The sequence below is a fragment of the Bradyrhizobium sp. genome (assembly GCF_027307225.1).
In the GTDB taxonomy this organism is placed as follows: domain Bacteria; phylum Pseudomonadota; class Alphaproteobacteria; order Rhizobiales; family Xanthobacteraceae; genus Bradyrhizobium.
Genome location: NZ_DAHUXJ010000015.1, coordinates 1 through 26,670, shown reverse-complemented (window position 1 = coordinate 26,670; position 26,670 = coordinate 1). Strand labels below are relative to the sequence as shown.

The following is a 26,670-nucleotide window of genomic DNA, read 5'->3' as shown; positions in this document are numbered from 1 at the left end:
TGTCCTCCTCAATCGCTTGGTCGGTGCCGCGGTTCGCCATCGTCGTCGGCAGGAACAGCTTCCTTGGCACCATCCGACGCTAGGACGTAGTCTCGCGGCACCTGGTCGAATGCGACGATCCTGCCCCCGTTTTCACCGACGAACTTCTCGGCGGCCGTTCGGTCCGAGAACGGGACGGCCTCGTCGCCGCCCATGCCACCCTTGAGCCGGCTGCCGATCACGAACAGCGCCTTGCGGGCCTCGACCCAGTTTTCGGCCCCCGGTTTGTCCCAACCCGCAGCCTTGCCCATGTCGGAGACGTAGATCGCCTGGACGTCCTTCGGCTCGTCCGGCAGCATCGTGAAGGCGATGGTGTCGCGCACCGACGAGAACCAGACCGGCTCGATCAGGCTCGCGGCGAAGATCTGCCCCTTCGGCCCCGGATGCTCGAACAGGTTCATGCCGCAGTAGTGGCCGATCGCCTCGGCGGTCATCTTGTGCGGGGCAGGAATGTGGGCCGCCTCTTTCTGGCATGCCGTGAGCGCAACCAGAAGCGCAAATGTGAGGGCAGAGCGTCTCATAGCTCCCTCCTCGAGAAAGCGAGTGCGGCGAAGCTCAGCGGCACCAGAGTCCACAACGTCAACGCCAGCAGCAGCGCTTGGACGGACAGCGACGTGCTCTGGGCAAGGCCGGCCATCCCTGCGAAAGCGCTGACGTTGGCAAAGCCGGTCAGATTGAACAGCCGGTAGACGTCGGTCGGGTTGAACAGAAGCATCGTGTTGAGCGCGGTCGCGGAGATGTTGCGGCCTTGGTCGAGCGCAAGCAGGCCGAGCAGCGCCATGTCATAGATCAGGACGAGAAGCAGCCAGAGCCCGATGGAGATACCGGCGGCCGTGCCACGATCACGCACCAGCGCGCTAACGAGATAACCGATCGCGACGAAGACGGCGCCGAGCAGCACCGACGAGCCGATCATCGCAACGAAAGCTGCGAGGCTGTCATGATCGACGCGGCTGCCGGTCGCGATCAGCGCCGCGGCGGCCAAGCCGTAACCGAGTCAGGTCGCGAAGGCGAGCACGGCGAGATGCCCGAGAAACTTGCCGAGCAGCACCTGCCAGCGGGCGACGGGATAGCTGAGCAGCAGGAGCATGGTTCCGCGCTCCATGTCGCCGACGATGGCGTCGTGCGAGATTAGGAGCGCGATCAGCGGAATGAGGAAAATCGTCAGGCTCGAGAGACTGACGATGACGACGTCAAGTGCGCGAACGCCGACAGTTCCGGTAGGCGCGCTGCCGAGGAAGGTCAACGAAAGCGCGAGAGCGGCGAGAAGGAGCGTCGACGCAAGCACCCAGCGGTTCCGGACGGCCTGGCGGATCTCCTTCCGCGCTACGGTGAGAACCCCGTTCATGGCGTCCCCTCCGCTTGCCTCAGAAAATGCGCATAGAGTTCGTCGAGATTGGGCGCCACGACGTCGAGGTCCTCGAGCGCCGTCCCCGCCGCTGTGGCGCAGCGCAGCAGCTCGATCTTCCGCTCCGGCGCAGCGTCGATCTCGACGATATGGCCGTTCAGCCTCCGGCAAGGCGCGCTCGCGGGCAGCCAGGACGGCACCTCGCCGGGCGCGAGGCCCGCGACCTTGAGCCTGATCTTGGTTGGCAACCGTGCGATGTTGCGCAGTCGCTCGATCGAACCATCCGCGACCTTGATGCCACGGTTCATGATAATGACCCGTCCCGCTCGCTCTTCGAGCTCCGTCAGCGCGTGCGACGATAGGAGGACGGTCGTGCCTCCGGCGGCGAGTCGCTGGATCACCTCGTAGAAGGTCTGGCGCAGCTCCGGATCGAGACCCGTGGTTGGCTCGTCCAGCAGCAGCACCCGCGGCCGCCCGATGAGTGCCTGTGCGAGCCCTAAGCGTTGCCGCATGCCCTTGGAATAGGTGCCCACCCGCCGGCCCGCAGCGGCACCGAGGCCGACGACATCGAGGAGCTCGCGCGCCTTCGCGACCGGCTCCCGCTTCAATCTGGCGTAGAAGGTCTGCGTCTCCCGACCGGTGAGAGCGGCATCGAAGGAGACGTTTTCCGGCAGGTAGCCAAGTTGACGTCTCCCCGCGAACTCGCCGGCGGCGGGATTGTCGCCGAGCACCTCGATCGAACCGCCTGTTGGACGGATCAGGCCCAGCATCAGTTTCATCAACGTGGTCTTGCCGGCGCCGTTGTGACCGATCAGCGCCACCGTCTCGCCCTCGGAGAGATCGAATGAGACATCCGTTACGGCCTCGATGCGACCATAGCGCTTGGTGACGTTGCCGATGCGAACCGTGGCGCTCATGGCCCGCCCCCGGCCGGATTGCGCCGCGCCGGCGGCGACATCAGCGGATGGCTGTCGACGACGCCTCCCGGCAGCAGCGCCGGAAACTGCGCCTGCGCCCAGCGGATCACCTGCACGGCGGGGCTGTTGATCAGGACCTTCGCGGCAGGAGCTGTCCAAAGCACGCGATCGATGAGGTCGTTTGGGCGGTACGCCGTGTCAGCGATGCCGTCGCCGTTGAGATCGAATGCCGGATTATCGCTCCAAAAGTTGCCGCGGCCGCCCTTCGACCAATCGAGGTGCCGAGTGCCGACATATTTGACCTGGTTGGCGTTGTTGACGAAGGCGTTGCCCATGATGTCGTTGCCCTCGGAGCCGGCGGTGAAATGTACGCCGATCTCGCAGCCTTCAAACCAGTTGTTATCGATCCGGTTCTTGTTGGTGTTGTAGATGAACACGCACTTCTCCGGGCCAATTCGTTGACCGCGAGCCGATGCCGGCGAACCGGCCTCCGTTTGCGGCACGCCTTCCTCGGCGACACGGTTGTACGATGTCGCCCAACGTTCGGCCGACTGCGGGCCACCGATCACTGTGTTGCCTGAAATATCGCCGTAATTGGTCCCATTGAAGAGAATGCCGCGATCACGGTCGTGGTCGGAGACATTGTCGCGTATGACAAGGTGCTTGGAGAACATCAGCGCGTAGCCGATGAGATTGTTCTTGGAGACGTTACCGCTGATCTCACCGTCGTTGGTGTACATGTAGTGGACGGCAAAGCGAAGATCGCTGAAGTGATTCCCGCTCACCACATTGTTGCGGCTGGTGATCGCAAAGATACCGTCCCGTCCGTATCTGAAGTCGTTGTCCAGCACCTTGGCGCCAGGGGCGTTCCAGACGGTGATCCCGTTGCCGGTCTCGCTGTTGCGGGCCTGGCGCAGCCCGACAACGCTATTGTGGCGGACGAGCGCGTCGGGTGCTCCGTGCAGATACATGCCGAAGAGGTTGTCCTCGAGGTGGTTGTCCTCCACCACGGCGCCGCGGGCTGACTGCTCGATGAATATTCCGGAATCCATCGTCTCGCCCAACCTGCCGGACCCGCGCACCTCGAGCCCGCGAACAACGGCGCCTGGAGCCGATACTGTGATCACGCTACCTTTGCCGAATCCCACGACGACGGCGCCTTTCGCGCCCGAGAGCGTGACGCGATGGTCGATCCGCAGCGGACCATTATAGGTACCGGGCGTGAGCGAAATGTCGTCGCCGTCGGCGGCGCGATCTAGCACCGCCTGTAGGTCGCCCTGCTCGGGTGTGACTTCAAGCTGCGCCGCCCCCACGCGCGCGCCAAGGCTGGCTGCGGCGACCGCTGCCAACCCAAGCTGCGCGATATGGCGTAACGGACCCATCGTCAGACGTTCTGCGGTTCGACCATCATGCGCCCTCGCATCTCCATGTGCATGGCGTGGCAGAACCAGGTGCAGAAATACCAGTAGACGCCCGGCTTGTCGGCGATGAACGTTACCGAGGAGGTCTGCTGCGGACCGATCTCCATGTTGACCCCGTAGTTCACGATGCAGAAGCCATGGGTGAGGTCCTCCACGTCGTCGATGTTGGTGATGTAGACCGTCACCTCGTCGCCCTGCTTGACCGTGAAGCTTTCCAGGCCGTAGGCGGGCGCGCTGGAGAACGAATAGACCCGAACCTTCTTGCCGTCGCGGATCACCTTGGCATCACTCTCGAGCGTAACGCCGTCGGCCTTGGCCTGCTTGACCGCGTCCGCGAACATCGGATCGTCGCGCTTGTAGATGCTTGTGATTTTCCCCTCCAGCTTCGAGCGGTGAACGATCACCGCATCGTGCGGCTCGGCGAAGCTCGGACCGTCGTGCACGAGCTCCATTTTGTCTCCGGAGATATCGATCAACTGGTCGTTTTCCGGCTTGAGCGGACCGACGTTGAGGAAGCGGTCCTTGGAGAACTTGTTGAGCGAAATGAGCCATTTGCCGTCCGCCTCCTTGGTCTCGCCCATCGAGGAGTGGTTGTGACCGGGTTGGTAGTGGACGTCGAGCTTCTGGATGATCGGATTGACCTTCTCGCCCTTGAAGGCGCGCTTGGCCGTGTCGATGTTCCACTTGCAGACCTGGCTGTCGAGGAACAGCGTCGTGTAGGCGTTGCCCTTGCCGTCGAACGCCGTGTGCAGCGGCCCCAAGCCCAGTTCGGGCTCCGCGACCACCGTGTCGCGCGGCTTGATCTTGTCGTCGAACAGATCGTCGAACTTGCGGACGTCGAAGACCGAGACCGTCGGCGACAGCTTGCCGTTCGCGACCACGTGGATGCCGTCAGGCGCGGTGTTGATGCCGTGCGGGCTGTTGGGAATCGGAACGTAGCGGGTGTAGGGCGAGCCATGCCGGCCGTCGATCACCGGCACCCCGTTCATCTCCTTGAAGTCGCCCTTCTTGACGGCGTCCTCGATGCGCTTGAGGTTGAAGATGGTGATCCAGTCCGTTTCGCTCGCGGTCATCTCGGTGAGGGTCACGCCCTTTTCCGAATTGTAGCAGGTCGAGAAGGCGTACTTGCCCTGATAGTCGGCGTCGGTGTTGTCGAGGTTGCCGTCGACGATCACCTGCCAGGCGATCTTCATGGTGTCGCCGTCGACGGCGGAGAACATCGACCAGTATTTGGTCTTGTCGTCGAGGATCTTGCCGTCGTTGGGCAGGGGGACCTCATACTCGCCGTTGCAGAAGACGTATCCGGTGCGCGGATATTTCTGCGGCCGCATGCCGTGGATCGTGTACTGGTTCGGCAGCTCGATGATCTTGTCGCATTTCATGATGTCGGTGCGGATACGGCCGAGGCGCGTGTTCGCCTTGTCGTTGATGAAGATATACCGCCCGTCGTAGGTGCCGTCTGTGAACGACATGTGCGGATGGTGGCAGTCGCCGTTCTGCCAGACACCGTTCAAGCGCCCCTTGAGCCGGTCGCGCGTCTCCTGCGTCAATCCTTCGGCCAGGATCTTCAGCGACTCGTTGGTCTGGCCCCACCCGGTCGCGCTGTCGCGGTTGAACACCGGGATTCGCATCAGCTCGCGCATCGACGGCATGCCGATGATCCGGATCTCGCCGGTCTGCCCCGAGGAGAAGAAGACGTAGTATTCGTCGAGCTCGCCGGGGGCAACCTCGGTCTTCCGGGCGCCGGAAGGCGCCGCCTGGGCCGCGGCGGGGGTGGGCGCCACCGCCTTCCCGAGACCGAGCCCGCCGGCGATGCCGGCGGCGCCGATCGCTGCTGTTCCTACGACCTGTCGGCGGCTGATCGTGTTCTTGTCGTCCTCATGGGCCATTTTTGCCTCCTCGGCGTTATGAAGAACTCGGTGGATTGGTTGGAACTCCTGCCGGGATTGGCTTTCCGGCGTGGGTGATGACTGTCTTCGGGCCGGTCCCGCCGGATCGCATCGAAGGCGACGACATGGCTGCGAACTTCTCGCGCTTGAGTCGCACCTGGATCATGTGCGGACAGCGGTGGTCGTCGTAGTAGAGCTCTTGGCAATGCATGCAGTAGATGCACTCGTTGACGTTGATGTGACCCTCGGGATGGATCGACTGCACCGGGCATTCCTTGGCGCAGCGCTGACAGGGAGAGCCGCATTCCTGCCAGCGGCGTAGCCATTCGAAGGTCCTCATCCGGCCGGGGATCGCGAGCGCCGCGCCGAGCGGACACATGTAACGGCAGAAGAAGCGCTCGACGAACAGCCCGATCACCAGCAGCGCGACGGCATAGAGCACGAACGGCCAGGTGCGCGAGAACTTGAGGATGATGGCGGTCTTGAACGGTTCGACCTCCGCGAACCTCTCGGCCATGTCGACCGAGTAGAGCGAGAGCCCGAACAGCCCGAGGAAGATGATGTACTTGACCGGCCACAGCCGCTCATGCAGACCCCACGGCACCGTGATCTGCGGCACCTTGAGCCATTTCGCGACCGTGTTCGTCAGCTCCTGCAGCGCGCCGAACGGACACAGCCAGCCGCAGAACGGTCCCCGCCCCCAGAACAGTAGCCCCGCTGCGATCGCTCCCCACAACACGAAGATCAGGGGGGCTGCGAGGAAGAACTCCCAGTGGAAGCCGGTGATCAAGGCGTTGGTGAAAGTCACCACGTTCACGACCGAGAGCTGCGCGTTGGCGTACCAGCCGAGCCAGACCAATACGAACAGCAGGTAGGCCCGCCGCACCCATGTGTACAACACGGGTCTGCGCACCAGGAGGTTCTGGAAGAAGAAGATCGCCGTCAGCGCCGCCAGCGCCAGCGCGACGATGCCGATCTTGACCGTCTGCGCGCGCCACATCCGCATCCAGAGCGCCTCTTCGCCCTCGGCGGTCGGCTCCTGCGGAGCCGCAGCGGGGGCTTGCGCTGCTGGGGCCGGCGCGTTGGCCGCCACCGTCACCGCCTGCTGCTCGCGCTTCAGATACTGGTCCGGCAAAGTGTAATCGACGTCAAAGGTCAGGAAGGCCTTGTCGCGTGCGCCGGTGGCGCGTTGCACCAAGAGCTGCAATTGCCATGGCTGCGTCGGATCGAGCGTGAACTCGGGTGGGGTGACGAACAGGCCGATTTCCTTGAATTCGGGAGCGCCAGCGGCGTGAAGGTCGCCGAGGCGGGTGTGATTCCGGTCGCGAAAGCGGGTGCTGTTTCCCTCCTGCAGGATCTCGATACGATCGAAGATGCCGCCGCGCACGTAGGCCGAGCCCTTGAAGGAATAAGCGCCATTGCCGGCAACGACGATGGCCTGCTGTCCCGGCTTCAGGCTGTCCTTGAGACGCTGATAACCGTCGTCGCCCAGCAAACTGCGGCCGATGGTCGGCGCAGTGACGAGCGCGACGTAGAGGTCGACGAACGTGTCGCCGGCATCGCCTGGCTCCGGATTTTGGGCCGCGGCCGTGTTGCCGGCCTTGGCGAAGGCGTCGTTGACGTCCCCGATGGTCAGGTGAAGGCGGCGCACCGAGCCGTCGCCGACGAGGCTCGTCCAGTCCTTGATTTCGCTGTGCTCGAGATCGATGGTCTTGGTGACGGGCGGCATCGCAGCCGTGGCCATGGCGGCCTGTCCTCCGCCGATCCGCCCCGTGCGGATCAGGCGGACGGCCGAGCGCACGATGCTGTCGCTCATCACAAGCACGGTCACGGTCGCGCCGCTGACGATGTTGACCTGGGGTGGATTCTGGGTGCCCTGAGCGACCGGCTTCATGTCCTTGCCGATCAGCGAATTGACGGCGCCGACGATGCGTGGCTCCGGGATTCCGATCAGCACGATCGGCTCGTGATGATCCACGAGCTTGAAGCTCTTGACGATGCCCTTCGGATCGATCCCCACAAGGATGTGTATCGGCTTGCCCGAGTACCCGATGGCGTTCGCAAGATCGGAGTTGAGGTAGACGAAGCCCTGCAACTGGTCGCCGCGATAGACCGGTGCGATGGGCGGATCGCCCTGCGGCGGTCCGAAGCGATCCGCTCCGGGAAAGAAGTCGGCAGGCGCGATCTTCGGAAGGTACGTTTTCAGATCGCTGGCAGCTTGCGCTGCGTCTGCCCACGCCATGACGCAAAAAAGCGCCAAGGCAACCAACGCCTTTGCCAGTCGCCTTCGCAGGTCGGGTGTATAAGGCGACGACCAACTCATGAGAGCCCCAAATGCCATTGGCGCGACCAACCGGGTCGCGCGTTGCGTGGATCGGCTTATTGGCTGCAGTCGTCGTTGACCTAGCGCAAATTCAACCCGAGTTTCCCGGCTGTCAACCTCAAATAAACGTCGTATAAGGAAACTCATCGCGTTCATCATTGCTCGGTTTCGTGTCATGCCGTTGCTGCGAGCGTCGCTCCTGAAATCAGAGCCGGCGGGTACACTCCGCTCGCTGGACGAATTGTTCGCGCTTGCGCACGCCATGGAGAATGAGGCGGCGAACAGATATGGCGAACTCGCCGAAGAGATGCGACGACAGAACAAGGACGATCTGGCGAGCGTATTCACCCAACTCGCGGCGGCCGAGCGCGAACATGTCGAAAGCGTGGCAAGATGGTCGCAATCGCGGCGTGGCAAGGCGCCGGATTCAGCATTAGTGCGGTGGGAAGGACCCGAAACCTTCGACGAGAACACTGCGACCGAGGTGAAGACCTCAGGACTGATGACGCCGTACCGCGCGCTCGCCATGGCCGTCCGCAACGAGGAGCGGGCCTTCGCATTCTGGTCCTACTTGGCGGCCTACTCCAAGGATCCAGAAATCAAGAAGGCCTCCGAGACGATGGCAAAGGAGGAACTCGGCCACGTCGCCACGCTGCGGAAGGAAAGGCGTCGCGCCTACCATCGCGAGCACGATCAGAGAAGCGGAGAGGGCCCCAGTGGGGCGCCGCAGTCCCGGGTGGATGCGCGGAGGCTCGAGCTTCAACTTGCTGCGCAGCTCGCGGATATCGAGCGTCGCCTGGCGGGACCTGCTGCCGTCCGCGCGAAGGAATTGCTCGATCAGACGATGGGGATGGCGGAACAAGCCGGCGATTTCGGAAGCTTCCCGCGCGCGCTTGAGCAACGGGACGCGCAGGCGATCGCAGAGGCGCTGGCGGACGCCTATCTCGAAGGTGCGGAGGCTTCCAACGACGAGACCCGCGTGGATGCGCTTCAGGAGCTGGCCGCGAAAGCCATCGCCAGGCTTGCCTGGCTGCGCTCGCTCGCCGCCGGGTGAAATCCGGCGGCCGCATCCTCAGGTATCCGGATCGATCCGACTGCAGCGTGGGCAGTAGGTGTCGGCGGCGGCGCCGAGTTGTCGGCCGAACTCTTCCGTGAGAGCTTTTCCTTCCCACGGCCTTCCATCGCTCCTGCGACTCTCTTGGCGCGTTCGAACATGGCTCTCGCCGGCGTCATCGCACACGCGGATGATCACCTCGTCTTGGAAAGGGCAAACGATCGTGGCGCGGGTGGTGTCCAGCGCGTAGCGCACTGACCGCGGTCAGATCTTCGGCGTGAACCTTGACGGAATTCTGGCCCTCCTTGTCGATCTGGTGGAGCCGACTGCAAATCAGCCCCGGCTTCCAAAGGATCGCCGAGGCCGATCGTTCGCTTGAGTCCGTTATCCAAAGGCTACAACGAGCAACCCGCGGTTCCGACTTTCATTCCATCGAACTCGTCGGCGGGGCTGCTCTCCGGAGCCGGCCCCTTGGTCGCGGTCGCTTGAGCCCTAGCACGAAGCGGCGCCTGAAGTGCCTAGGAGTCCGGGCTCCGCCTCGTCGCGGCATCGGGGCCAAGCCACCCGATGCGAGCGAAATCATAAGGCCGCTTCGTGCGCTCCGCCTTGACCCATCTCAAAGGTCGGGCGAGGCCCTTAAGTAGCTATCCGGAATTTCGCCGAGGCGCATTCCGGAGCATATAGAGAAGCATGCAGCGCCAGATCGTTTTCAAGTGCCCACGCACGGGGATGAGCGTGCAGCATCGGCTCGATGACTCCTCGCCGGAGCTTTCGGAAGCCGAGGACGTCCACGTTGCGCTCGTGCCGCCCTTAATGGAGGTGCTGGCGGAGCTTCTTGACGGATTTCCCACAGACCTTCTGCGAAGGTGCGACGGCTTCGGCTTTTGCGGTTCCTCGATCGGGCGTGTCTTGTCTGGTAGCTTCATATGCTGACGCGCTCGCTCGCGTGAAGGGGCTGGGCAAGTGACGCCACGCGCGAGAGAGGCCGTCAGTCCGCAACATCACGGCATCATACGCTCAAGCAGGTGGTCCCTCCACACGTATTGATGTACGAGGGCTGCCGCCGCATGCGCGAGAGCGACTAAGGCAGTCAAATTAGCCGCGAGCTCGTGCCATTCATTGATACTGCGCCGAGTCGCAGCATCACTCATCCCGAACTGCGGCACGGACCACACCCCGAACAGATTGAAGCCGCGATACGACGCGTCAATGAGGCCCAGCAGGACGACGGTGGCAAGCAGACCATAGAGCAGATAATGCGTCGCCTTTGCAACCGCGTGCAAGGCGCCTGTATCAATGGGCGGCAGGTCGCGCCCAAAATGCGCGCGCCAAGCGACCCGCGTCAGAAGCACGAAGCCTGTGATAAAGCCGAGCACCACATGCACCGACCATGCGCCGGTGCGAAACGGGCCGCGCGGCACCCAGTCGGCGGTCTGGCCAATCACCCACAGAACAGCGATCAAGCCGACCGTTGCCCAGTGTAGCCAAATCGTCGTCCGGTCGTAGCTTTCGTCACGTGCATCGCTGCATTGCATTTCCATGTTTCTTCTCCGCGGCATGCGTGAGATCAAATAAAGAAACAACCCGCCCAGGTCGTTGATGTGCGTCAACAACCGGTGCAATCGGATCGACGAATAAACCGAGACCGACCGTCGTCACCACGTTTGGTGCGCTGAAAAGATAGCTTTGATAGCAATTGCGGGGCAGAAGAGAAATTCGGGTCGGTTCCCTAAGGGGAGATACGGAGATGGGAATCAATCTAACCGGCGCCGGCGACGTATACCGGGCTCTCGATGAATTTCCGTTCCTGATCCATCGGTAACGACGATAGTGAGGTTGCGGTCGCGCTTTTCCGCTTGCCCGCGGCCAGCCTTTTGCTGTGCTTAATGGCCTCAGAGGCTCTCGTAAAGTCCATCCCCTTGTTGTCGCGCACAGGAAAGCCGTCCTTTGTGTCAAAGTAATAGGTCCGCATCGTCGGCCTCCAAAAGTGTCCAAGCGATTCGTCGGGCCAGAAGCCCCGCGTGTGTTCAATCTCATCCATACGAGAAGCTTTGTCGAAAGCTCTTGATCCAGAGCAATTTGCGGAAATCGCCGTCTTGCGCCCGCCGGTCGCTAACGGTCAACCGCAGGCAGCGGCTCTGAACCGGACGAAGTTCTTGAATTAAGTAGCGCGCGGCAGTGCCGTGCAATCGTCGTCTCCTCGCTGGTGGCTATGACCAGAACGACTACCTTGCTGTCCGGCGCTGCGATACTCCACTGTCCCCTTGCATTGGCCGCTGCGTTAAGGCCGACACCGAGCCAAGCAAGGCGATCGCAGATCTGCTGCCTGATCTCGGCGGCATGCTCGCCAATGCCGCCGGTGAATACCAAGCCGTCCAATCCGCCGAGCGTGTTGGCCATCACAGCGACGTCCGCGGCGGCGCGGAAGGTGAAGAGATCGATAGCCTCACGGGCAGCCGCCTCCCGGCTTGCCAGCAATGCGCGCATGTCGGCCGACACGCCAGAGACGCCAAGCAGGCCGGACTTTTCGTACAGCAGATGCTGTACCTCGTTGGCCGACATCCCCTCTTCCTGCATCAGATATAGTAGCACGCCGGGATCGATCGTCCCGCAACGCGTTCCCATCACGAGGCCGTCGAGCGGGGTCAGCCCCATGCTAGTGTCGAGGCTCTTTCCCTCATGCATAGCGCAGAGGCTCGCGCCATTGCCAAGATGTGCCACCACTGTTCGTTTTTGTATCCACTCAGACCCGAGCACGGCGAGGCGGCTCGCGATGTATTCGAAAGAGAGCCCGTGAAAACCGTAGCGGCGGATGCCGCGCTCTTCAAAATGCCGGGGGATGGCAAAGCGCCCTGCAGGCGGCCTCAAGCTGTGATGGAAGGCCGTATCGAAGCTGGCGATTTGCGGCAGGCTTGGCTGCAGGGATTTCACGGCCCGGACCGGTGCCAGACAGCGGGGCTGGTGCAAGGGAGCAAGCGGCGTCAATGCTTCTAGCGCTGCAAGTGTCTGGTCGGCGATCATCACGGGACCGGTAAAATCGCGTCCGCCATGGACGATGCGATGGCCCACCGCGGCAAGTCTACCTCCCTCGAGATAATCCTCAATCCAGGCGAATATATCCGCGAGCAGGCCGGTGCCTGCTACCTCATCGGCCGGACGGCTCTTCTCGAACAGTTGCTTGCCCGAAGTATCGGTTACGACGATACGCGGTGTCTTCTCCTGCTCGTCCAGCAGGCCCTTGCATCTCAACGTCGGTTCGGCCGGGCTAATGTCGAACAGGCCGAGCTTGATGCTGGAGGAACCGGCGTTGAGCACCAGGACTGCTTCGGACATGGGCGGCCTCTCTCGTTCGCCGCTAGGATTGCAGTTTAGTCGCCGGCCTCGCGAGGTGTTCTTCCGCCTGTGCTGTTCGACCAGACCCAGTCGCGGATTTGCGGCATGTCCTCGCCGTGCTCGCGGACATAGCGCGAATGCTCGATCAATGCATCGCGAAAGCCCTGCTTGACGTGAGCGGCCGGGATATCGAGCCCGGGAACGCGCTCGATCGCCTCGATGGCGAGATGGAAACGGTCGAGCTGGTTCAATACGACCATATCGAACGGCGTAGTGGTCGTACCTTCCTCCGCAAAGCCGCGCACATGCATACCGGCGTGGTTGGTGCGGCTATAGGTCAGGCGATGGATCAGATAAGGGTAGCCGTGATAAGCGAAGATCACCGGCTTGTCGCGGGTAAAGAGGCTGTCGAAATCGCGATCGGACAGACCATGCGGATGCTGCTCCCTCGGCTGCAACGTCATCAGATCGACGACGTTGACCACACGGATCTTCAAATCCGGCAGCGCCTTTCGCAGCAGATCAACCGCCGCTAGGGTCTCCAGCGTCGGAATATCGCCGGCGCAGGCCAAGACTACGTCGGGCTCGGCATTGGGGACCTCGGTGCCCGCCCACTTCCAGATGCCGATGCCGGCCTCGCAATGGGTGATGGCCTCACGCATCGAGAGCCATTGCGGCGAGGGCTGCTTGCCTGCGACGATCACGTTGATGCGGTCATAGGTGCGCAGGCAATGATCGGCGACCCAAAGCAGGGTGTTGGCGTCTGGCGGCAGATAGACGCGGACGATATCGGCTTTTTTGTTGGTGACGAGATCGATAAAGCCGGGATCTTGATGGCTGAAGCCGTTGTGATCCTGGCGCCAGACATGCGAGGTGAGGAGATAATTGAACGAGGCGATCGGTCGCCGCCACGATAGTGCGCGCGAGACCTTCAACCACTTGGCATGCTGGTTGAACATCGAATCCACGATATGGACGAAAGCCTCGTAGCAGGAGAAAAAGCCGTGCCGGCCCGTAAGCAAGTAGCCTTCGAGCCAACCTTGGCAAAGATGCTCGCTCAACACCTCCATCACCCGCCCGTCACGGGCGAGATGGACGTCATATGGCTCGATCCCCTCCATCCAGATGCGGTCCGTTGCCTCGAACACCGCGTCCAGCCGGTTGGATGAGGTTTCGTCCGGCCCCATGATGCGGAAGTTACGCGCGTCCGCGTTGAGCGTCACGACCTCGCGCAGGAGCTTGCCCAGCTCGCGCGTGGCCTCGGCGACAACGCCGCCGGGGCAGGGGACGTCGACAGCATAGGAACGGAAATCGGGCAGTTTGAGCTCGCGTTTGAGCAGTCCGCCATTGGCGTGCGGGTTCGCTCCCATCCGGTGGTTGCCTATTGGCGCAAGCGCCTGCAGTTCCGGGAGAAGCCTGCCGCTCGCGTCAAATAGCTCTTCGGGCTTGTAGCTCCTCATCCACTGCTCAAGCAGCTTTAAATGATCGGGATTGCCGCGCGGATTGGCAATCGGCACCTGGTGCGCGCGCCAGAATCCTTCGACTTTCAGCCCGTCGACCTCCTTCGGTCCCGTCCAGCCTTTTGGGCTCCGTAGCACGATCATGGGCCATTTCGGCCGGTGGAAGCCGGCAGACTGGTTACGCGCGCTTTGTTGGATCGAGCGGATGCTGGCAAGCGCCACGTCCAGCGCATCGGCCATTAGCCGATGCATAACCTGCGGATCATCGCCTTCGACGAACAGCGGCTCATAACCATAGCCGATGAAAAGGCTGCGAATTTCCTCATCGGCCATGCGCCCCAGCACGGTGGGATTGGCGATCTTGTATCCGTTGAGGTGCAGGATCGGCAGCGTTGCGCCGTCATGGACGGGATTGAGGAATTTGTTGGAATGCCAGGATGCTGCAAGTGGGCCCGTCTCGGCCTCGCCGTCGCCAACCACGCAAGCCACGATCAAATCAGGGTTATCAAACGCGGCGCCGTAGGCATGCACAAGCGCGTAGCCGAGCTCGCCGCCCTCGTGGATCGAACCCGGCGTTTCCGGCGCCGCATGGCTTGGAATGCCGCCGGGAAAGGAGAACTGGCGAAACAGCTTTCGCAAGCCATCCGCATCCCGTGTTACGTCGGGATAGACTTCCGTGTAGGTGCCTTCGAGATAGGTGTTGGCGACCATGCCGGGGCCGCCATGGCCGGGGCCGCAGACATATATGACGTTGAGATCAGAAGCCCGGATCGCGCGATTGAGGTGGGCATAGATGAAGTTGAGCCCCGGCGTGGTTCCCCAATGCCCAAGCAGGCGGGGCTTGATATGTTCGGACTTAAGCGGCTCTTTCAGCAGCGGATTGTCGAGTAGATAGATCTGTCCGACGGAGAGATAGTTGGCGGCAAGCCAGTAACGGTCGAGAAGTTCCATGTCATCAGCGCGTGCGGGCTCGCTTGGGGTTGTCATCAACTGCATGCCGACCTCCTGGGAAGCTACGGATAACGACCCCTAAGCCCACGATCCGTTCCGTCACGCCAAAATAGAATGCGAATTTGACGATAGCTTGAGCCAGGTCAAAAGCGCGTCCCCGAAATTCACTGCGGCGTGCTTTTCGATTGATCCACCGCAATTGCGGGTCGGCGAACTCTGCATGATTTGTCTGCAGAGGAGGAACGACCATGACGATCGCAGACCACGCCTCAACCAGTCTTTCGGTGCCGTCGAGCAAGCAGCAGAACTGTATCGGAGCGAATTGGGGATTAATGTTAGCGGCCGTCGTGCTTCTTCGCAGGCCAGCGCATGCTGGCAGTCTTCGGCTTCGCGGTGGTCGTCTGGGTCACTGACGCACTCGACTATGCCGTTAGCGCCATCGTGATTGCTGCGTTGATGGCTTTTCTTCTCGGCATATCGCCGAACATCGCAAATCCCAATATGCCGATCGGTACGGTTCAGGGCCTCACCACCGCGATGAGCGGCTTTGGTAACACCGCTCTGACGCTGGTGGCCGCTGCCCTAGGCCAGCCACACCAGGAGAGCCCGCGGAATCAGGACGCTTCAGGAAAGCGTTTCATCCGAAGCGGCCGAGCGATCAGCGCCGCGGTCCTCGAAGAGCTTTGTCGTGGGCCGATCCAGCGATGATCAACCCAGATAATATGCCAACCAAAATTTTCCATGAATTCTGATGTCGAGAGTTGACCTGCGTCAATCGAACACTGTGGTTAGCAGCTATCGTTTATGACTTCAGCGCATCACTGTAGCGCGTTCGAGGCGCCGACCGATCGATTCACGGCAAGGACGCCTGTTAGGTTAAAGCGATGGACGAATCGTCAGTATGGGAAGATATCTCGACAGCGCCGTATGACTGTGATCTTGAAGTTGCGGTGATTGACGGGAACCGTGTTCATCCGTTGATCTTCGCCTGCCGTCGGACCACCAGTGGGTGGGCTAAGGCTTCCACACGTGAACGGGTCTTGGTCAGTCCAACGCATTGGCGTCTCTGGTCCGCCAAGGTCTGACAAGGGGCTTACTGTCTGAAATATCGCGGCTGCTCGAGAGCGCCGCGCAGTGGCGTTCGCGCTATCTCCGTTTGGCCGAGCGTGCCTCGAGGCTCCACGCCCTGCGATCGCGGTGCTGATCATCACGTGTCCTTGCGCGCTTGGCCTTGCCATTCTTGCGGTGCAGACAGTGGCCTCCGGTGCATTCGACCGAGTGATTTTCGACAAGTCTCGCACGCTGACCCTGCCGGATTTCGATGTCGCCAAAGCGGAGGCGATTCCTGCCGAGGTTTTCGATCTGGCGGGTCGCGTCGCGCTTTCGAGCCGCCATCCTGTCGCGCCGCGGTCGCCCGCGCGGCCGGTGCAAAAGCGCCGGTGCGGATATCGAGGAGAAGCCGGGGCAAGGCGGCGGGCTATTGCCGACGACGAGCCGGTCGACGAATCCTCTGCCTAGCCTAGTGCGCCCAGCGAAGCACGATCATCAGCAGCGCCATCGCGATCCCCGCGAAAACCATCAGCAGAGTCCAGTCAGGACGCTTGCGGGGCGAGCCGAACAGAGATTCGACAAACCAGACGATTGCCATCCGCTTCATAAATGGCGTCCTCTCTCAACAGCAACTCATCGCCAGCATCGCCGGCTGCCGGTAGCGCCAATGCGTGGCGGCGATTTCGACCGGCCTCAGCGTTTCGGCGTCAAGCCAACCGTCACCATGACGCAGGCATGAGCCACCACAGACGCTGATATTCTCATCGATGAAGGCAACCTCGATCTCGCGATCGAAGGGAGCGCTGGCGATATCGCGCCATTCATTGCGCAAGAGGCGCGATAGGAAGGCCATTACCCGGTCCATGGCTGCAATCCGTCATCGTGAATACCAGCGGACATTCGGGCGAAACTGGTCAAGCTGCCTTGAGCTGTATCAAGGACGCATGAATCGGCCCTGAAGACCCCTAAATTCCGCAGGGCCTCCGGATTTATACTTAGGGGAACGACACGAATTTCGAAATTTGAGGAAACGGGCAGACTACCCCCATCAACGATCGAAACCGGAGTTCTGCCATGCTCACCGCCGCCGCAACCGCCAAGTCCTCGATCCATGCTCGCCTATCCGTTCCGGTTCGGTCGGGGCCGATTCCCGAAGGTCCGTTGGGCCTGATGGGTGCTCCGATGCGCTTTGCGCGGAACATCGAAATCTACGGCGAGGATGAGCCGGCGGACTATCTCTACCAGGTCATCTCCGGTGCGGTGCGGACTTACCGCACACTGGACGACGGTCGCCGTCAGATTGGGGCCTTTTATCTACCCGGCGATGTCTTCGGCGTCGAAGCCGGCGACGTTCATCTGTCGTCGGCGGAGGCGATCTGCGATGCACAGGTTCTAGTCATCAAGCGGAGCGCGGTGATGGCCCGCGCCGAACACGAGAAGGATTTGGCGAAGCAGCTATGGACGCTGACGGTGCGCGAGTTGCAGCGCGTCCAGGAGCATTCGCTGGTGCTGATCAAGAGCGCCGAGGAGCGCGTCGCCGGTTTCCTGCTCGAGATGGCAGGTCGCAAATTCAGCGCAGGGGCCATCGAACTGCCAATGTCGCGTCAGGACATCGCTGACTATCTCGGCCTCACGATCGAGACGGTGTCGCGGACTTTCACTCAACTGGCGCAGTCCGGAACGATCGCCTTGGAGAGTTCGCGACGCGTCGTGTTCCGTAATCACGCGGCTCTGAATCGGCTCAATGGATAATAACCCGCCGACCGTCGTACCTGGAGTGAATAATGGCTGACCGTCAGCGCTGGCGTCCCGTCCTGTTCAGTTGCCCGCGGACGGGCAGCAAGGTTCAGGCGCTGCTTGCCGAGGAGGCAATTGGCCTAGGCACGTATGAAACCGTATCGTGCTTGGCCTGCTCCGGCGTTCATCTCGTCGATCCGACGGATGGCAGGGTGCTCGGAGCGACATTCGACGGTACAAGATGAAGGCGTTGAGACGATCGTTCGGCCGTCGCCCCTCCAGCCTCGACTTTGCCTATCGTCAATTTGGCTATCATCGGCTGACTGCCGCCGGCGTCAGTCGATCGGCCTCATGAGCCCACCACTGAACTCACGTCGATTTGTATGTTTGTGCAGGTCAATTTTTGATGCGCCCTTTTTCTTCACGGGCGAGCATGAGGCCCCCGCGCGGACCATGCCGCAGCCAAGCCGACGAAGCCAACCAACAGAAACATGGCCACAAAGGTCTGAACCAAGCCGAAATTCAGTTCATCGCGCGATACCAGCAGCGCCGCTATTGGCGCCGCCAGTATGAAAAGGATGCGGACGATCCATCCTAACATCACCGCCCCCACGCCTGATTGGCCTTCTTCAATCGATCGCTGGCATCGTCTTCTGGCGATTCGACATAAAAGCCGGACCAGGTATCGACAAAGCAGAGATGGTCGTGCACCTCCTTGACGCCGGCGGTGTTTTCGGCCGCGACGATGGTGGCCTGACGGGCCTCATCAGTGGTGATGATGCCATGCAGATGCACGATCCCGTTGCGGACCGTGACCTCAAAACCAATCGGCCGCCAATCGGTCCCGTTTACGGTACGGATAATGCGATCACGAATGTGATCGTCGTTAGCAGTAGGATCCGGAATCTCGTGTGCCATGCTGGCAACTGCTTGGAGGAGGTTCGAACGCGTGACAATTCCCTTCAGAGTTCCGCCGCTCATCACCGGAAGCCGTTTGATGTCGTTCTTCTCCATCAAGCGAACCAAGTCCTCGAGCGGCGTCTCCTCGTCGACTGTGACCGGATCCGGCGTCATTACGTCGGCAACCTTGCGACCACGCTCGCGAACGAATTCCGACGCCACCTTTCCCGCGCCCAGGATGAATTGGAGCCAGGAGGGGCGCTTACGACCGGTGCCGATTTCACTCCGTCGCAGGAAATCGCTTTCCGAGACGACCCCGACAAGCCGACCGGCATCGGTTAAAACGGGCAGGCCGCTGATGTGGGTCCGTAGCATGATCTTCGCCGCTTCCTCGATCGTGGTGTGCGGCGTGACGGTGATGACGTCCTTGGTCATGATTTGATGAGCGCGCATGACATGCCTCCATTGATTTTGTTGATACAAGAATAGGGAACCCCCGCGACCTCCGCTTTGACGTGCCTCAATTATCGCGGAGATCCTCACTCCAAAGATTTCAGGAAGGCGATGAAGTCACCGACCTGGTCGGCATCAAAACTGAATTGCGGCATGGTCGGATGCCCGGTGACGATTCCTTCCGCCAGCGCTTCCTGCAGCGTCTCAACGGGATAGCGTTCGTGCAGGGTCCGGAAGGGCGGGGCGATTTTGAGGGGGCTGGGGCCTGCCTTGTCGATGGAATGACACCTCGCGCAGTACATCAGCGCGAGGCGCTTGCCCTGCTGGGGATTTGCCGCTGTGGTCGGCGACATGCCGGACAGCAGCGCAAAGGCAATGGCAGTCCCGCAAGCAGCAGTTTGACGGATCAGAGACATAGCGGCGTCGCTTCGTGCTTAGTGTGACATCAGAACTGGGATCGTCATGCTCCGAAACATTTCGCGCGTTACACCGCCGAACACGGTTTCCTGCATGCGGGCATGGCCGTATCCGCCCATGACCAGGAGATCGAGGCTTTCGTCAGCCGCGACCGACAGGATGCTCGCTTGAACCTGGCCTCGATCGGCGTTCAGGGAGATGGTCCTCACGGGCAATCCGCTGCGCGCCATATTTTTCGCCAGCTGGATCGGCGAAGCCTCCGCTGGCACTTCCGAAATATTCAATGTGATGGCCGTCAAAGTATCGGCCTGGGCAAGAAGCGGCATCGCGTCATGTAGCGCGCGAGCGGCAAGGCGGCTGCCATCCCAGCAGATGCCGATGCGCGCCGCCTTGAACGCGCCACGAAAGGTGTAGGGGAACACCAGCAGCGGTCCGCCAGTCTGCAGCAGCAGTTCCTGCGGTAGTTGGTTATCGAAGCCGCCCCGATCTGGCTCTCCCTGCGAGACCACCATCAAGTCATAGAGGCGAGCCGAGGCTGAAACCGTCGCTACGACATCGCCCAAAGTGCCTACCAGGGCGCGGGCATTGTAGCTAATTTCCGCCCCTTTGGCCTCGACTTCAAAGACCTCAAGAGCGCCCTGGGCCCGCTCCATCGCGCGTTCATACTCAAGCTCAATGATCGAAGCGACGGCCGCACCGCCCTCCGCGACAAAGGGGACGTTGTTGACGCGTTCAAATCCGATGGCGATGGCGTCGAGATGGGCGCCAGAGGACATGGCGAGTGAAATCGAACCATCGACCGCAGGGCGCGCGGAGCGCTCGGTCGGGATATGGACCAGCAGATTCTTGTACATCGTGGCTCTCCCATTTCTTCGCAGAAAGCAGATGATTGATGAAAGCACGCGCCGTCGTTCCCCAGTTTGATGCACGTCAAGGTTCGCCAAGTTGATGTCGGATATCGATCCAGCGCTGATTGCGGTGAAAGAGGGGATGCATATGGCGCGCGTGGCATTGGTGACGGGCGGCACGAGAGGTATCGGCGCCGCGGTTTCGCGGGCGCTTCAGATGGCGGGCTACACCGTCGCCGCGACCTACGCCGGCAACACCAAGGCGGCGGAGGCCTTCGCGAGCAAAACTGGTATCCATGTCCATCAATGGGACATTGGGGACTTCGACGCCTGTGCTCGCGGTGTGCAAGCAGTCGAAGCATCGCTCGGGCCGATTGACATCTTGGTGAACAACGCCGGCATCGTCCGCGATGCTGCGCTCCACAAGATGAGCAGGACGCAATGGGACGCCGTCATCCGCACCAACCTCAGTGGCCTATTCAACATGTGTCGTCAGGTGATCGAAGGTATGCGCGCGCGAAAATTCGGCCGCATCATCACGATCTCATCGATCAACGGCCAGAGGGGGCAGCTCGGCCAGACAAATTATTCCGCGGCGAAAGCGGGCGAACTCGGGTTCACCAAGGCGCTGGCGCTCGAAACCGCGCGTCTGGGAATCACCGTCAACGCAATCTGCCCGGGCTACATTCACACCGAGATGCTGGATGCCGTGCCGCCGGACGTCATGGAGAAGAACATCCTGCCGCAAATTCCGGTCGGCCGGCTCGGCAAGCCCGAAGAGATCGCGCGCGTCGTCTTGTTTCTCGCTGCTGAGGAGGCCGGGTTCATCACGGGATCGACACTGTCGATCAACGGCGGCCAGTATATGAGTTAAGTCGGCGCCAGCCGCCACCCCGGAGTACAACATGAAGAATTCGGCAGAAACACAAGTCGGCCAGACGCATAGCCGGGCGGTGATCTGGATTGATCATCTGATTGCAAAGGTGTTCTCGATGGGAATGACGGGTGTCACCCCAAGCGTCGTGCATGCTCACCTTGCTTCGCAGCACCTTCACCATAAGGCCAACACCGTCGGCTCAGGCCGAGTAGAGGAAGATCCATCATTCCTTGAGCAGGTCGCGAAGGCCGTCGCTCTCTGTCGGGAGGTCCTGATCGTGGGACCGGGCACGGAAAAAACGGCTCTGCTGCATCATTTGCAGTCTGTCTATTCGCAGATGGTCCTTCGGTTGGACGCCTGCGATCATCCCACCGATGCAGAGATCATTGCTCTCGGTCGCAAGCATTTTCATATCGATCAAGTCAGCGTCGATCGAGCCTAAGTCCGAGGCAGCGCGACGTTTTATCGCTTGTGGGCGGCTTGAAGCCGTGCCTTTTGCCGCCCGGTGGCCGCGCCCGCACGCCAGCATGTATGCCCTGACTTTCATGTCCGGTTCGGCGGATATGGAACCGCCACGCGCTTGGCGACTTCTGCCGCCGCGAGATAAGTCGCGGTTATAGCCACAATTGTGGCCATCAGTGTCATGGGAGGCGTTGTAAAGCCGAACAATCGTCCCCACGGACCGAGCGCAAGTGCCACTCCGGCGGCCAGGGCGCCCAGCGAGGTGGCGATCAGTGTGGCGTGCGGCCGGTTCGCGCGCCACGGCATCCGGCGCGAGCGGATCAGGAAAATGACCAGGATTTGGGTGGCGATCGATTCAACAAACCAGCCTGTTTGAAACAGTGTCGCCTCTGCGTGGAAGACCTTAAGAAGGACCACGAACGTGATGGCGTCGAACAGCGATGAGACCGCGCCCATGAGGATGGTAAAGCGAAGAATGCCTCGCATATCCCAAGCCTGAGGCCGCTCGACGTCCTCCTGGTCGACTTCATCGAAGGGGATGCCCACTTCCGAAAGATCGTAAAGCAGATTGTTCAGAAGAATCTGCAAGGGCAGGAGCGGTAGGAACGGCAGTACGATCGATGCCAGGGCCATCGAGAGCATGTTGCCAAAATTCGAGCTCGTTCCCATGCGGACATATTTCAGGATATTCGCAAATGTTCGCCGGCCCTCGCGTACTCCGGCTGCCAACACCGAAAGATCGGGGGCCAGCAGGATCATATCGGCGGCAGCGCGCGCGACTTCGGTTGCACCGGTGACGGAGATGCCGACATGGGCTGTATGGATGGCCGGCGCATCGTTGACGCCGTCTCCCATGAAGCCCACCACGTGGTTGCGATGGCGGAGTGCCGTGATGATCCGTCGCTTTTGATCGGGATCGATACGCGCAAAAAGATCGATATCATCGACCTGTGCAGCGAGTGCAGCATCTGTGAGTTCGGAAATGTCGCTGCCGGTCATGATACGATCTGATGGAAGCCCGACTGATCCCGCAACATGGGCAACCACCGCAGCGTGGTCCCCCGAGAGGATCTTTATCCTCACACCTAGCGAGGCGAGGCTCGCGATGGCGTCAGCCGCATCCTGCTTCGGCGGATCGGCGAAGACACAGAAGCCAATCAGTGTAAGATCAACCTCATCGCCGACGGCAACCGTCTCTTGCGCCGGGGGCATCAATCTCGTCGCAACCGCGAGCAGGCGGAAGCCGTCGCGCGCGTAGCGATCCTGTATGGCTGTCAGCTTTTGTTGCCAGGCTTCATCGAACGGATGGGCGAGCCCGTCGATTTCAACAGCGGCACACCGCGCGAGAATGGATTCAGGGGCCCCTTTTGAGATCAGGACGTGTTCGCAGTTGCGTGCGGCGAGCACTGACAGGCAACGTCGTTCGAAGTCAAAGGGCACTTCCGAGAGCCGTACCCAATTATCGACGCCATCATGGCTCGCCGCGAGTATCGCTTCATCCAGGGGACTTCTGAAGCCGGCCTGGAACGTGCTGTTCATGTACGCAAGACTGAGAACAGGATCGCTATCACGCCCCTCGGAATCGACATGCGCTGCCAGCGTGATCCTGGCTTCTGTGAGCGTACCGGTCTTGTCGACGCAAAGCGTGTCCATGGCGCCGAGGTCGTGAATCGCGGACAGCCGCTTGACGATCACCTTTCGGGCCGCCATGCGCAGTGCTCCGCGCGCCAGCGTCACCGTCATCACCATCGGCAGCAGCTCCGGTGTCAGGCCGACGGCCAGCGCGACCGCGAACAGGAACGATTCCATCGCGGGGCGTTGCGCGACAAGATGAGCCATCAGCACGAACAAGGTAAGAAGCAGCGTAAGCCGAAGAATCAATAGGCCAAGCCGCCGCACACCCAGTTCAAGAGCAGTCGGCGGCGCGTTCGCCGCCAGCGCCGCGGTGATCGCGCCGAATCGGGTGCGGCTTCCGGTTTCCGCGATCAACATCTTGCCGCTCCCACCGACCGTGCTTGTTCCAGCGAACAGGGCGTTCGTGGCTTCAGCCGGCGATTTCGAGGAGCAGGGCGCGCTGGTCTTGAGTGCGGGGAAAGGCTCACCCGTCATCAAGGCCTCGTTGACCTGCAATTCTCGGGATTCAAGGACGATGCCGTCGGCCGGTATGAGGTCGCCCGTGCGGAGCCTGACAATGTCGCCGGGGACCAGCGCTTTGACGGGTAGTGATATCTCGACGCCGTCGCGTACGACGTCGGCCTGAATAGCGACCGAATCCCGCAAAGCCTCGGCAGTGAGCTCGGCGCGATGTTCCTGAACGATGTCGAGCGTCAGAGACAACGACAGGACGGCAACGATGATTACAAAGCTTCCAAGGTCACCGCTCAGTCCGGATACGGCCGCGGCCACCAACAACATGGCGACAAGTGGATTTAAGACGCGACGGCCGATCTTTTCAAGGATCGACCGGCTCTTGGAGGCTTCAACGCGGTTCGCTCCAAAAATCGCAAGACGCCTCTCGGCCTCGCTTTGAGAGAGTCCGTTTGTATCAGAGTCGAGTTTGCAGAAAAGGATGTCCTCAGGCAGTTGCCAAAACTCCGCGGGCAACGTCCCGATGGTATGAGAATCTTGGATCATCGCAGGCGCTCTCTTCTTTGCGTTGCTCGAATGAAACCGAGTGAACATAGGGCGGGCTTCGAATAGCAGGTTGATGCAGCTCAACCTGGTCCTCGTCCGATGATCTGCGCCTCGATGGGAGGCGAGAAACGACCAAAAAAGAAGGCTGCCGATGGGACAGTTCACTACCTGCTCAGGGCTATGCTCCGCCGGGCAATTGATCCAGCGCAATTCGCGGGCTGAGCCGCGCAGTAAGCCGCAAGTAGGAGCTTGCTCATGACACCTTCAGCATCGATCAGCGCTAAGCCAAGAATTGCTAACTCCCCGACGGAACCCGTTGAGCTGCCCGCCATGGACGCGGCGGAGCCAATCGCCGCACATGACCCGGCCGCCGCAGTCGACGCCGTCGACAGGTCCTTCCACGCCGCGTTGGCGCGCTTCACGGGCGGGCTCTCGCCAGCCGCGCTGGCATTGGCTTTTGCCGACTGGCAATTGCATCTTTTGGCATCTCCCGGAAAGCGCGCCGCTCTTGCCGGTCAGGCGATGCAGAATGCAATGCAATTTGTCGACGCCTTAGTGCCGAGGCACGCGGCCTTCCAGCCGTGGTCGTTGATCAAGCTGTCGGAGAACGACCGACGCTTTACGGGCTCGGATTGGGAGCTGCCGTCCTTCAACCTTTTGGCACAGGCCTTCCTGCTGACCGAACAATGGTGGCATTCCACCACGACCGATATTCACGGACTGGCGCACTCGAATGCGGCGATTGCCGACTTCGTGCTTCGCCAATGTCTCGATACCGTGGCGCCGACGAATTTCACCGGCAGCAATCCGGAAGTGTTGCGCAAGATCATGGAGACAGGCGGCGGCAATTTCGTCTCGGGCCTGCATAACTGGATTGAAGATTGGCAGGCTTTGCTCGCAGGCGGAAAGCTGAGAAGCGGTCAGAAATTCGTTGTCGGCAAGGATGTCGCCGTCACGCCCGGCAAGGTTGTCTATCGCAATGAACTAATCGAGCTCATCCAGTATTCCCCCACGACGCAGACAGTCCGTCCGGAGCCGGTGCTGATCGTGCCGGCTTGGATCATGAAATATTACATTCTCGACCTTTCGCCACGCAACTCGCTGGTGCGCTTCCTGGTCGAAAAAGGCTTCACCGTATTCATGATCTCCTGGAGGAATCCGACGTCCGACTTCCGGAATTACAGCCTTGAGGATTATCGCGAGCTTGGAGTGGATGCGGCCATCGGCGCTATCAACGAGATCATGCCAGGGCAGGCCATTCATGCTACGGGCTATTGCCTTGGCGGCACTCTATTATCGATCGCCGCTGCTCGATTGGGCCGGGATCGCCCCGATTGTTTGCGGTCGGTGACGTTGCTCGCCGCTCAGACGGATTTCACGGAAGCTGGCGAGTTGACGCTATTCATCAACGAGAGCCAGGTCGCATTCCTGGAGGATCTGATGTGGCGGCGCGGCTTTCTGGGGACCGCACAGATGGCCGGCGCCTTCCAGATGCTGCGGGCCAACGATCTGCTTTGGTCGCGCGTCATTAGGGATTACCTCGTCGGAGAACGGGCCGCTCCCAACGACCTGATGTCATGGAATGCGGACGCCACTCGCATGCCCTATCGAATGCATTCTGACTATTTGCGCCGGCTTTTCCTCAACAACGATCTCGCCGAAGGCCGCTATCAGGTCGACGGTAAACCGGTCGCCCTTTCTGATCTGCATATGCCGATGTTTGTCGTTGGGACTCAGCGCGACCATGTCGCTCCCTGGAGATCGACCTACAAGATCCATTTCCTCGCCAATGCGGATATCACCTACGTTCTCACCAGCGGCGGACACAATGCCGGCATTGTCGCGCCGGCCGCGGAGGAGAGGCATAGCTATCAGCTGCTCACGAAGAATGCCAATGATCCCTATATCGGCCCGGATGAGTGGATCAAGCGCGCGCCGTCCCACGAAGGTTCGTGGTGGAACGAGTGGACACGGTTCCTGGCTTCGCATTCTGGTCAACCGGTCGCGCCGCCAGGGCCGGGTGGCAGCGAGCAAAAAGGCACGCCGCTGAGCGATGCACCTGGTTCCTATGTCCTTGAGCCGTGAGATGTCGCCAAGTCGAGACATCGTTGCGCACTTTTGGGGACGGCTTAGCTGCTATAGCCAGGTCGCCTAGTGGTGACGTGCAAATCCACTTTCGAAAGCATGCCGAGGCACAGCGGGCATCCGGCCCCTAATTCCTGGTTTTGCGGCTTTTGAGCGCGCGCGGGAGAACCTTCAGCCGATCGATTCCACAGGCGGGCAGCGAGCCACGATTGCGAAAACCCCAGGCGGACGCCGTTATCAAGAACGCTATTTGCCGGCGCCAGGAGGAAGCGTCGTCTTCTCCAGCAGTATAGGGAGCAATATCCGGGAAAGCCAAATGACAGATCATTGCCTGTCCGTAGCGGGTGAAGATGTCGTATTTTTGTAGCTCGTGATCTGTCGCCTTCGTTGTTGAGTTTCGGAGGAGCCGGAAAGCGTGGACGGTTCCGCCAGCCTGGTCATGCCATGGATATTGCTGCCGGGTTAGCCCTCT

The 26,670-nt window shown here is 61.1% G+C and carries 24 protein-coding genes and 2 pseudogenes; 9 read left to right on the top strand and 17 right to left on the bottom strand.

Annotated features, from left to right (window positions below; genetic code table 11):
* Positions 1-8: 8 nt before the first annotated feature.
* The 6 genes and pseudogenes from M6D32_RS02230 to M6D32_RS02205 form a co-directional block, all read right to left on the bottom strand.
* Positions 9-560: a nitrous oxide reductase accessory protein NosL gene (locus M6D32_RS02230; RefSeq protein ID WP_298252924.1), complete on the bottom strand. Its 552-nt coding sequence runs from the start codon at positions 558-560 to the stop codon at positions 9-11.
* Positions 557-1,387 (bottom strand): annotated as a pseudogene (locus M6D32_RS02225) (ABC transporter permease). The gene M6D32_RS02230 and the pseudogene M6D32_RS02225 overlap by 4 nt, the downstream one beginning before the upstream one ends.
* A complete protein-coding gene (locus tag M6D32_RS02220) occupies positions 1,384-2,304 on the bottom strand; it encodes an ABC transporter ATP-binding protein (RefSeq protein WP_298252922.1) in 921 nt (306 codons plus the stop codon). Before M6D32_RS02220 ends, M6D32_RS02225 begins: the two are co-directional and overlap by 4 nt.
* Entirely contained in the window at positions 2,301-3,686 is a 1,386-nt protein-coding gene (locus M6D32_RS02215; RefSeq protein ID WP_298252919.1) for a nitrous oxide reductase family maturation protein NosD, read from the bottom strand. The genes M6D32_RS02220 and M6D32_RS02215 overlap by 4 nt, the downstream gene beginning before the upstream one ends.
* A gap of 2 nt (positions 3,687-3,688) precedes the next feature.
* The gene (gene nosZ / locus M6D32_RS02210) at positions 3,689-5,614 is read right to left on the bottom strand and encodes a TAT-dependent nitrous-oxide reductase (RefSeq protein ID WP_298252917.1); all 1,926 of its coding nucleotides are present in this window, start codon (positions 5,612-5,614) and stop codon (positions 3,689-3,691) included.
* A gap of 16 nt (positions 5,615-5,630) precedes the next feature.
* The gene (locus tag M6D32_RS02205; protein WP_298252915.1) at positions 5,631-7,856 is read right to left on the bottom strand and encodes a NosR/NirI family protein; all 2,226 of its coding nucleotides are present in this window, start codon (positions 7,854-7,856) and stop codon (positions 5,631-5,633) included.
* Between the two features lie 256 nt (positions 7,857-8,112).
* Between M6D32_RS02205 and M6D32_RS02200 the strand changes: the two genes are divergently transcribed.
* Both M6D32_RS02200 and M6D32_RS02195 read left to right on the top strand, forming a co-directional pair.
* Positions 8,113-8,991 (top strand): ferritin family protein, encoded by an 879-nt coding sequence (locus tag M6D32_RS02200; protein WP_298252913.1) that lies wholly within the window; start codon positions 8,113-8,115, stop codon positions 8,989-8,991.
* 690 nt (positions 8,992-9,681) lie between these two features.
* Positions 9,682-9,924, top strand: coding sequence for a hypothetical protein (locus M6D32_RS02195; protein ID WP_298252911.1), 243 nt, complete (start codon positions 9,682-9,684; stop codon positions 9,922-9,924).
* Positions 9,925-9,992: 68 nt separating this feature from the next.
* On the opposite strand, the gene M6D32_RS02190 is transcribed toward M6D32_RS02195, so the two are convergent.
* The 4 genes from M6D32_RS02190 to M6D32_RS02175 all read right to left on the bottom strand — a co-directional run bounded on the left by M6D32_RS02190 (position 9,993) and on the right by M6D32_RS02175 (position 14,780).
* Positions 9,993-10,601, bottom strand: a complete 609-nt coding sequence (locus M6D32_RS02190; protein WP_298252909.1) for a cytochrome b/b6 domain-containing protein — start codon at positions 10,599-10,601, stop codon at positions 9,993-9,995.
* A gap of 149 nt (positions 10,602-10,750) precedes the next feature.
* A complete protein-coding gene (locus tag M6D32_RS02185; protein WP_366145803.1) occupies positions 10,751-10,963 on the bottom strand; it encodes a hypothetical protein in 213 nt (70 codons plus the stop codon).
* Positions 10,964-11,103: 140 nt separating this feature from the next.
* Positions 11,104-12,324 carry an acetate/propionate family kinase gene (locus M6D32_RS02180; RefSeq protein WP_298252907.1) on the bottom strand — a complete coding sequence of 407 codons (1,221 nt, stop codon included), beginning with the start codon at positions 12,322-12,324 and terminating at the stop codon, positions 11,104-11,106.
* A gap of 35 nt (positions 12,325-12,359) precedes the next feature.
* Positions 12,360-14,780: a phosphoketolase gene (locus tag M6D32_RS02175; RefSeq protein WP_298252905.1), complete on the bottom strand. Its 2,421-nt coding sequence runs from the start codon at positions 14,778-14,780 to the stop codon at positions 12,360-12,362.
* 324 nt (positions 14,781-15,104) lie between these two features.
* On the opposite strand from M6D32_RS02175, the gene M6D32_RS02170 reads away from it, so the two are divergent.
* Both M6D32_RS02170 and M6D32_RS02165 read left to right on the top strand, forming a co-directional pair.
* A complete protein-coding gene (locus M6D32_RS02170; RefSeq protein ID WP_298252903.1) occupies positions 15,105-15,443 on the top strand; it encodes an anion permease in 339 nt (112 codons plus the stop codon).
* Between the two features lie 385 nt (positions 15,444-15,828).
* Positions 15,829-16,177, top strand: a pseudogene (locus M6D32_RS02165) (copper-translocating P-type ATPase); the annotation flags it as partial.
* A gap of 77 nt (positions 16,178-16,254) precedes the next feature.
* Here the strand turns inward: M6D32_RS02165 and M6D32_RS02160 are convergent.
* Both M6D32_RS02160 and M6D32_RS02155 read right to left on the bottom strand, forming a co-directional pair.
* Entirely contained in the window at positions 16,255-16,392 is a 138-nt protein-coding gene (locus M6D32_RS02160; protein ID WP_298252901.1) for a hypothetical protein, read from the bottom strand.
* A 15-nt stretch (positions 16,393-16,407) separates the two neighbouring features.
* Positions 16,408-16,650 (bottom strand): hypothetical protein, encoded by a 243-nt coding sequence (locus M6D32_RS02155; protein ID WP_298252899.1) that lies wholly within the window; start codon positions 16,648-16,650, stop codon positions 16,408-16,410.
* A gap of 209 nt (positions 16,651-16,859) precedes the next feature.
* Here M6D32_RS02155 and M6D32_RS02150 point away from each other — a divergent pair, with 209 nt between their 5' ends.
* Positions 16,860-17,537 carry a helix-turn-helix domain-containing protein gene (locus M6D32_RS02150; RefSeq protein ID WP_298252897.1) on the top strand — a complete coding sequence of 226 codons (678 nt, stop codon included), beginning with the start codon at positions 16,860-16,862 and terminating at the stop codon, positions 17,535-17,537.
* Positions 17,538-17,569: 32 nt separating this feature from the next.
* Positions 17,570-17,767, top strand: coding sequence for a hypothetical protein (locus tag M6D32_RS02145; RefSeq protein WP_298252895.1), 198 nt, complete (start codon positions 17,570-17,572; stop codon positions 17,765-17,767).
* A gap of 355 nt (positions 17,768-18,122) precedes the next feature.
* Here M6D32_RS02145 and M6D32_RS02140 read toward each other — a convergent pair whose 3' ends face one another.
* The 3 genes from M6D32_RS02140 to M6D32_RS02130 form a co-directional block, all read right to left on the bottom strand.
* Positions 18,123-18,875 carry a CBS domain-containing protein gene (locus tag M6D32_RS02140; RefSeq protein WP_298253256.1) on the bottom strand — a complete coding sequence of 251 codons (753 nt, stop codon included), beginning with the start codon at positions 18,873-18,875 and terminating at the stop codon, positions 18,123-18,125.
* Positions 18,876-18,961: 86 nt separating this feature from the next.
* On the bottom strand, positions 18,962-19,228 hold the full coding sequence (locus M6D32_RS02135; RefSeq protein ID WP_298253254.1) for a cytochrome c: 267 nt from the start codon (positions 19,226-19,228) through the stop codon (positions 18,962-18,964).
* 81 nt (positions 19,229-19,309) lie between these two features.
* Positions 19,310-20,236, bottom strand: coding sequence for a universal stress protein (locus M6D32_RS02130; protein WP_366145802.1), 927 nt, complete (start codon positions 20,234-20,236; stop codon positions 19,310-19,312).
* 52 nt (positions 20,237-20,288) lie between these two features.
* On the opposite strand from M6D32_RS02130, the gene phbB reads away from it, so the two are divergent.
* Together phbB and M6D32_RS02120 are read left to right on the top strand one after the other, a co-directional pair.
* Positions 20,289-21,014 (top strand): acetoacetyl-CoA reductase, encoded by a 726-nt coding sequence (gene phbB, locus M6D32_RS02125; protein ID WP_298253250.1) that lies wholly within the window; start codon positions 20,289-20,291, stop codon positions 21,012-21,014.
* Between the two features lie 31 nt (positions 21,015-21,045).
* Positions 21,046-21,459: a hypothetical protein gene (locus tag M6D32_RS02120; protein WP_298252893.1), complete on the top strand. Its 414-nt coding sequence runs from the start codon at positions 21,046-21,048 to the stop codon at positions 21,457-21,459.
* A 101-nt stretch (positions 21,460-21,560) separates the two neighbouring features.
* Here the strand turns inward: M6D32_RS02120 and mgtA are convergent, their stop codons facing one another.
* Positions 21,561-24,323 (bottom strand): magnesium-translocating P-type ATPase, encoded by a 2,763-nt coding sequence (mgtA, locus tag M6D32_RS02115; RefSeq protein WP_298252891.1) that lies wholly within the window; start codon positions 24,321-24,323, stop codon positions 21,561-21,563.
* A gap of 120 nt (positions 24,324-24,443) precedes the next feature.
* Here mgtA and M6D32_RS02110 point away from each other — a divergent pair, with 120 nt between their 5' ends.
* Positions 24,444-26,198: an alpha/beta fold hydrolase gene (locus M6D32_RS02110; RefSeq protein ID WP_298252889.1), complete on the top strand. Its 1,755-nt coding sequence runs from the start codon at positions 24,444-24,446 to the stop codon at positions 26,196-26,198.
* 127 nt (positions 26,199-26,325) lie between these two features.
* Here the strand turns inward: M6D32_RS02110 and M6D32_RS02105 are convergent.
* Positions 26,326-26,670 (bottom strand): hypothetical protein (locus tag M6D32_RS02105; RefSeq protein ID WP_298252887.1); only part of this gene is annotated, 345 nt, incomplete at its 5' end.

What these genes read in the sequence shown, in the direction of transcription:
- M6D32_RS02230 (WP_298252924.1), bottom strand. Translation starts at nt 560, where the DNA reads ATGAGACGCTCTGCCCTCACATTTGCGCTTCTGGTTGCGCTCACGGCA.
- M6D32_RS02220 (WP_298252922.1), bottom strand. Translation starts at nt 2,304, where the DNA reads ATGAGCGCCACGGTTCGCATCGGCAACGTCACCAAGCGCTATGGTCGC.
- M6D32_RS02215 (WP_298252919.1), bottom strand. Translation starts at nt 3,686, where the DNA reads ATGGGTCCGTTACGCCATATCGCGCAGCTTGGGTTGGCAGCGGTCGCC.
- nosZ (WP_298252917.1), bottom strand. Translation starts at nt 5,614, where the DNA reads ATGGCCCATGAGGACGACAAGAACACGATCAGCCGCCGACAGGTCGTA.
- M6D32_RS02205 (WP_298252915.1), bottom strand. Translation starts at nt 7,856, where the DNA reads ATGGCGTGGGCAGACGCAGCGCAAGCTGCCAGCGATCTGAAAACGTAC.
- M6D32_RS02200 (WP_298252913.1), top strand. Translation starts at nt 8,113, where the DNA reads ATGCCGTTGCTGCGAGCGTCGCTCCTGAAATCAGAGCCGGCGGGTACA.
- M6D32_RS02195 (WP_298252911.1), top strand. Translation starts at nt 9,682, where the DNA reads ATGCAGCGCCAGATCGTTTTCAAGTGCCCACGCACGGGGATGAGCGTG.
- M6D32_RS02185 (WP_366145803.1), bottom strand. Translation starts at nt 10,963, where the DNA reads ATGCGGACCTATTACTTTGACACAAAGGACGGCTTTCCTGTGCGCGAC.
- M6D32_RS02180 (WP_298252907.1), bottom strand. Translation starts at nt 12,324, where the DNA reads ATGTCCGAAGCAGTCCTGGTGCTCAACGCCGGTTCCTCCAGCATCAAG.
- M6D32_RS02175 (WP_298252905.1), bottom strand. Translation starts at nt 14,780, where the DNA reads ATGCAGTTGATGACAACCCCAAGCGAGCCCGCACGCGCTGATGACATG.
- M6D32_RS02170 (WP_298252903.1), top strand. Translation starts at nt 15,105, where the DNA reads ATGCTGGCAGTCTTCGGCTTCGCGGTGGTCGTCTGGGTCACTGACGCA.
- M6D32_RS02160 (WP_298252901.1), bottom strand. Translation starts at nt 16,392, where the DNA reads ATGAAGCGGATGGCAATCGTCTGGTTTGTCGAATCTCTGTTCGGCTCG.
- M6D32_RS02155 (WP_298252899.1), bottom strand. Translation starts at nt 16,650, where the DNA reads ATGGACCGGGTAATGGCCTTCCTATCGCGCCTCTTGCGCAATGAATGG.
- M6D32_RS02150 (WP_298252897.1), top strand. Translation starts at nt 16,860, where the DNA reads ATGCTCACCGCCGCCGCAACCGCCAAGTCCTCGATCCATGCTCGCCTA.
- M6D32_RS02145 (WP_298252895.1), top strand. Translation starts at nt 17,570, where the DNA reads ATGGCTGACCGTCAGCGCTGGCGTCCCGTCCTGTTCAGTTGCCCGCGG.
- M6D32_RS02140 (WP_298253256.1), bottom strand. Translation starts at nt 18,875, where the DNA reads ATGCGCGCTCATCAAATCATGACCAAGGACGTCATCACCGTCACGCCG.
- M6D32_RS02135 (WP_298253254.1), bottom strand. Translation starts at nt 19,228, where the DNA reads ATGTCGCCGACCACAGCGGCAAATCCCCAGCAGGGCAAGCGCCTCGCG.
- phbB (WP_298253250.1), top strand. Translation starts at nt 20,289, where the DNA reads ATGGCGCGCGTGGCATTGGTGACGGGCGGCACGAGAGGTATCGGCGCC.
- M6D32_RS02120 (WP_298252893.1), top strand. Translation starts at nt 21,046, where the DNA reads ATGAAGAATTCGGCAGAAACACAAGTCGGCCAGACGCATAGCCGGGCG.
- M6D32_RS02110 (WP_298252889.1), top strand. Translation starts at nt 24,444, where the DNA reads ATGGACGCGGCGGAGCCAATCGCCGCACATGACCCGGCCGCCGCAGTC.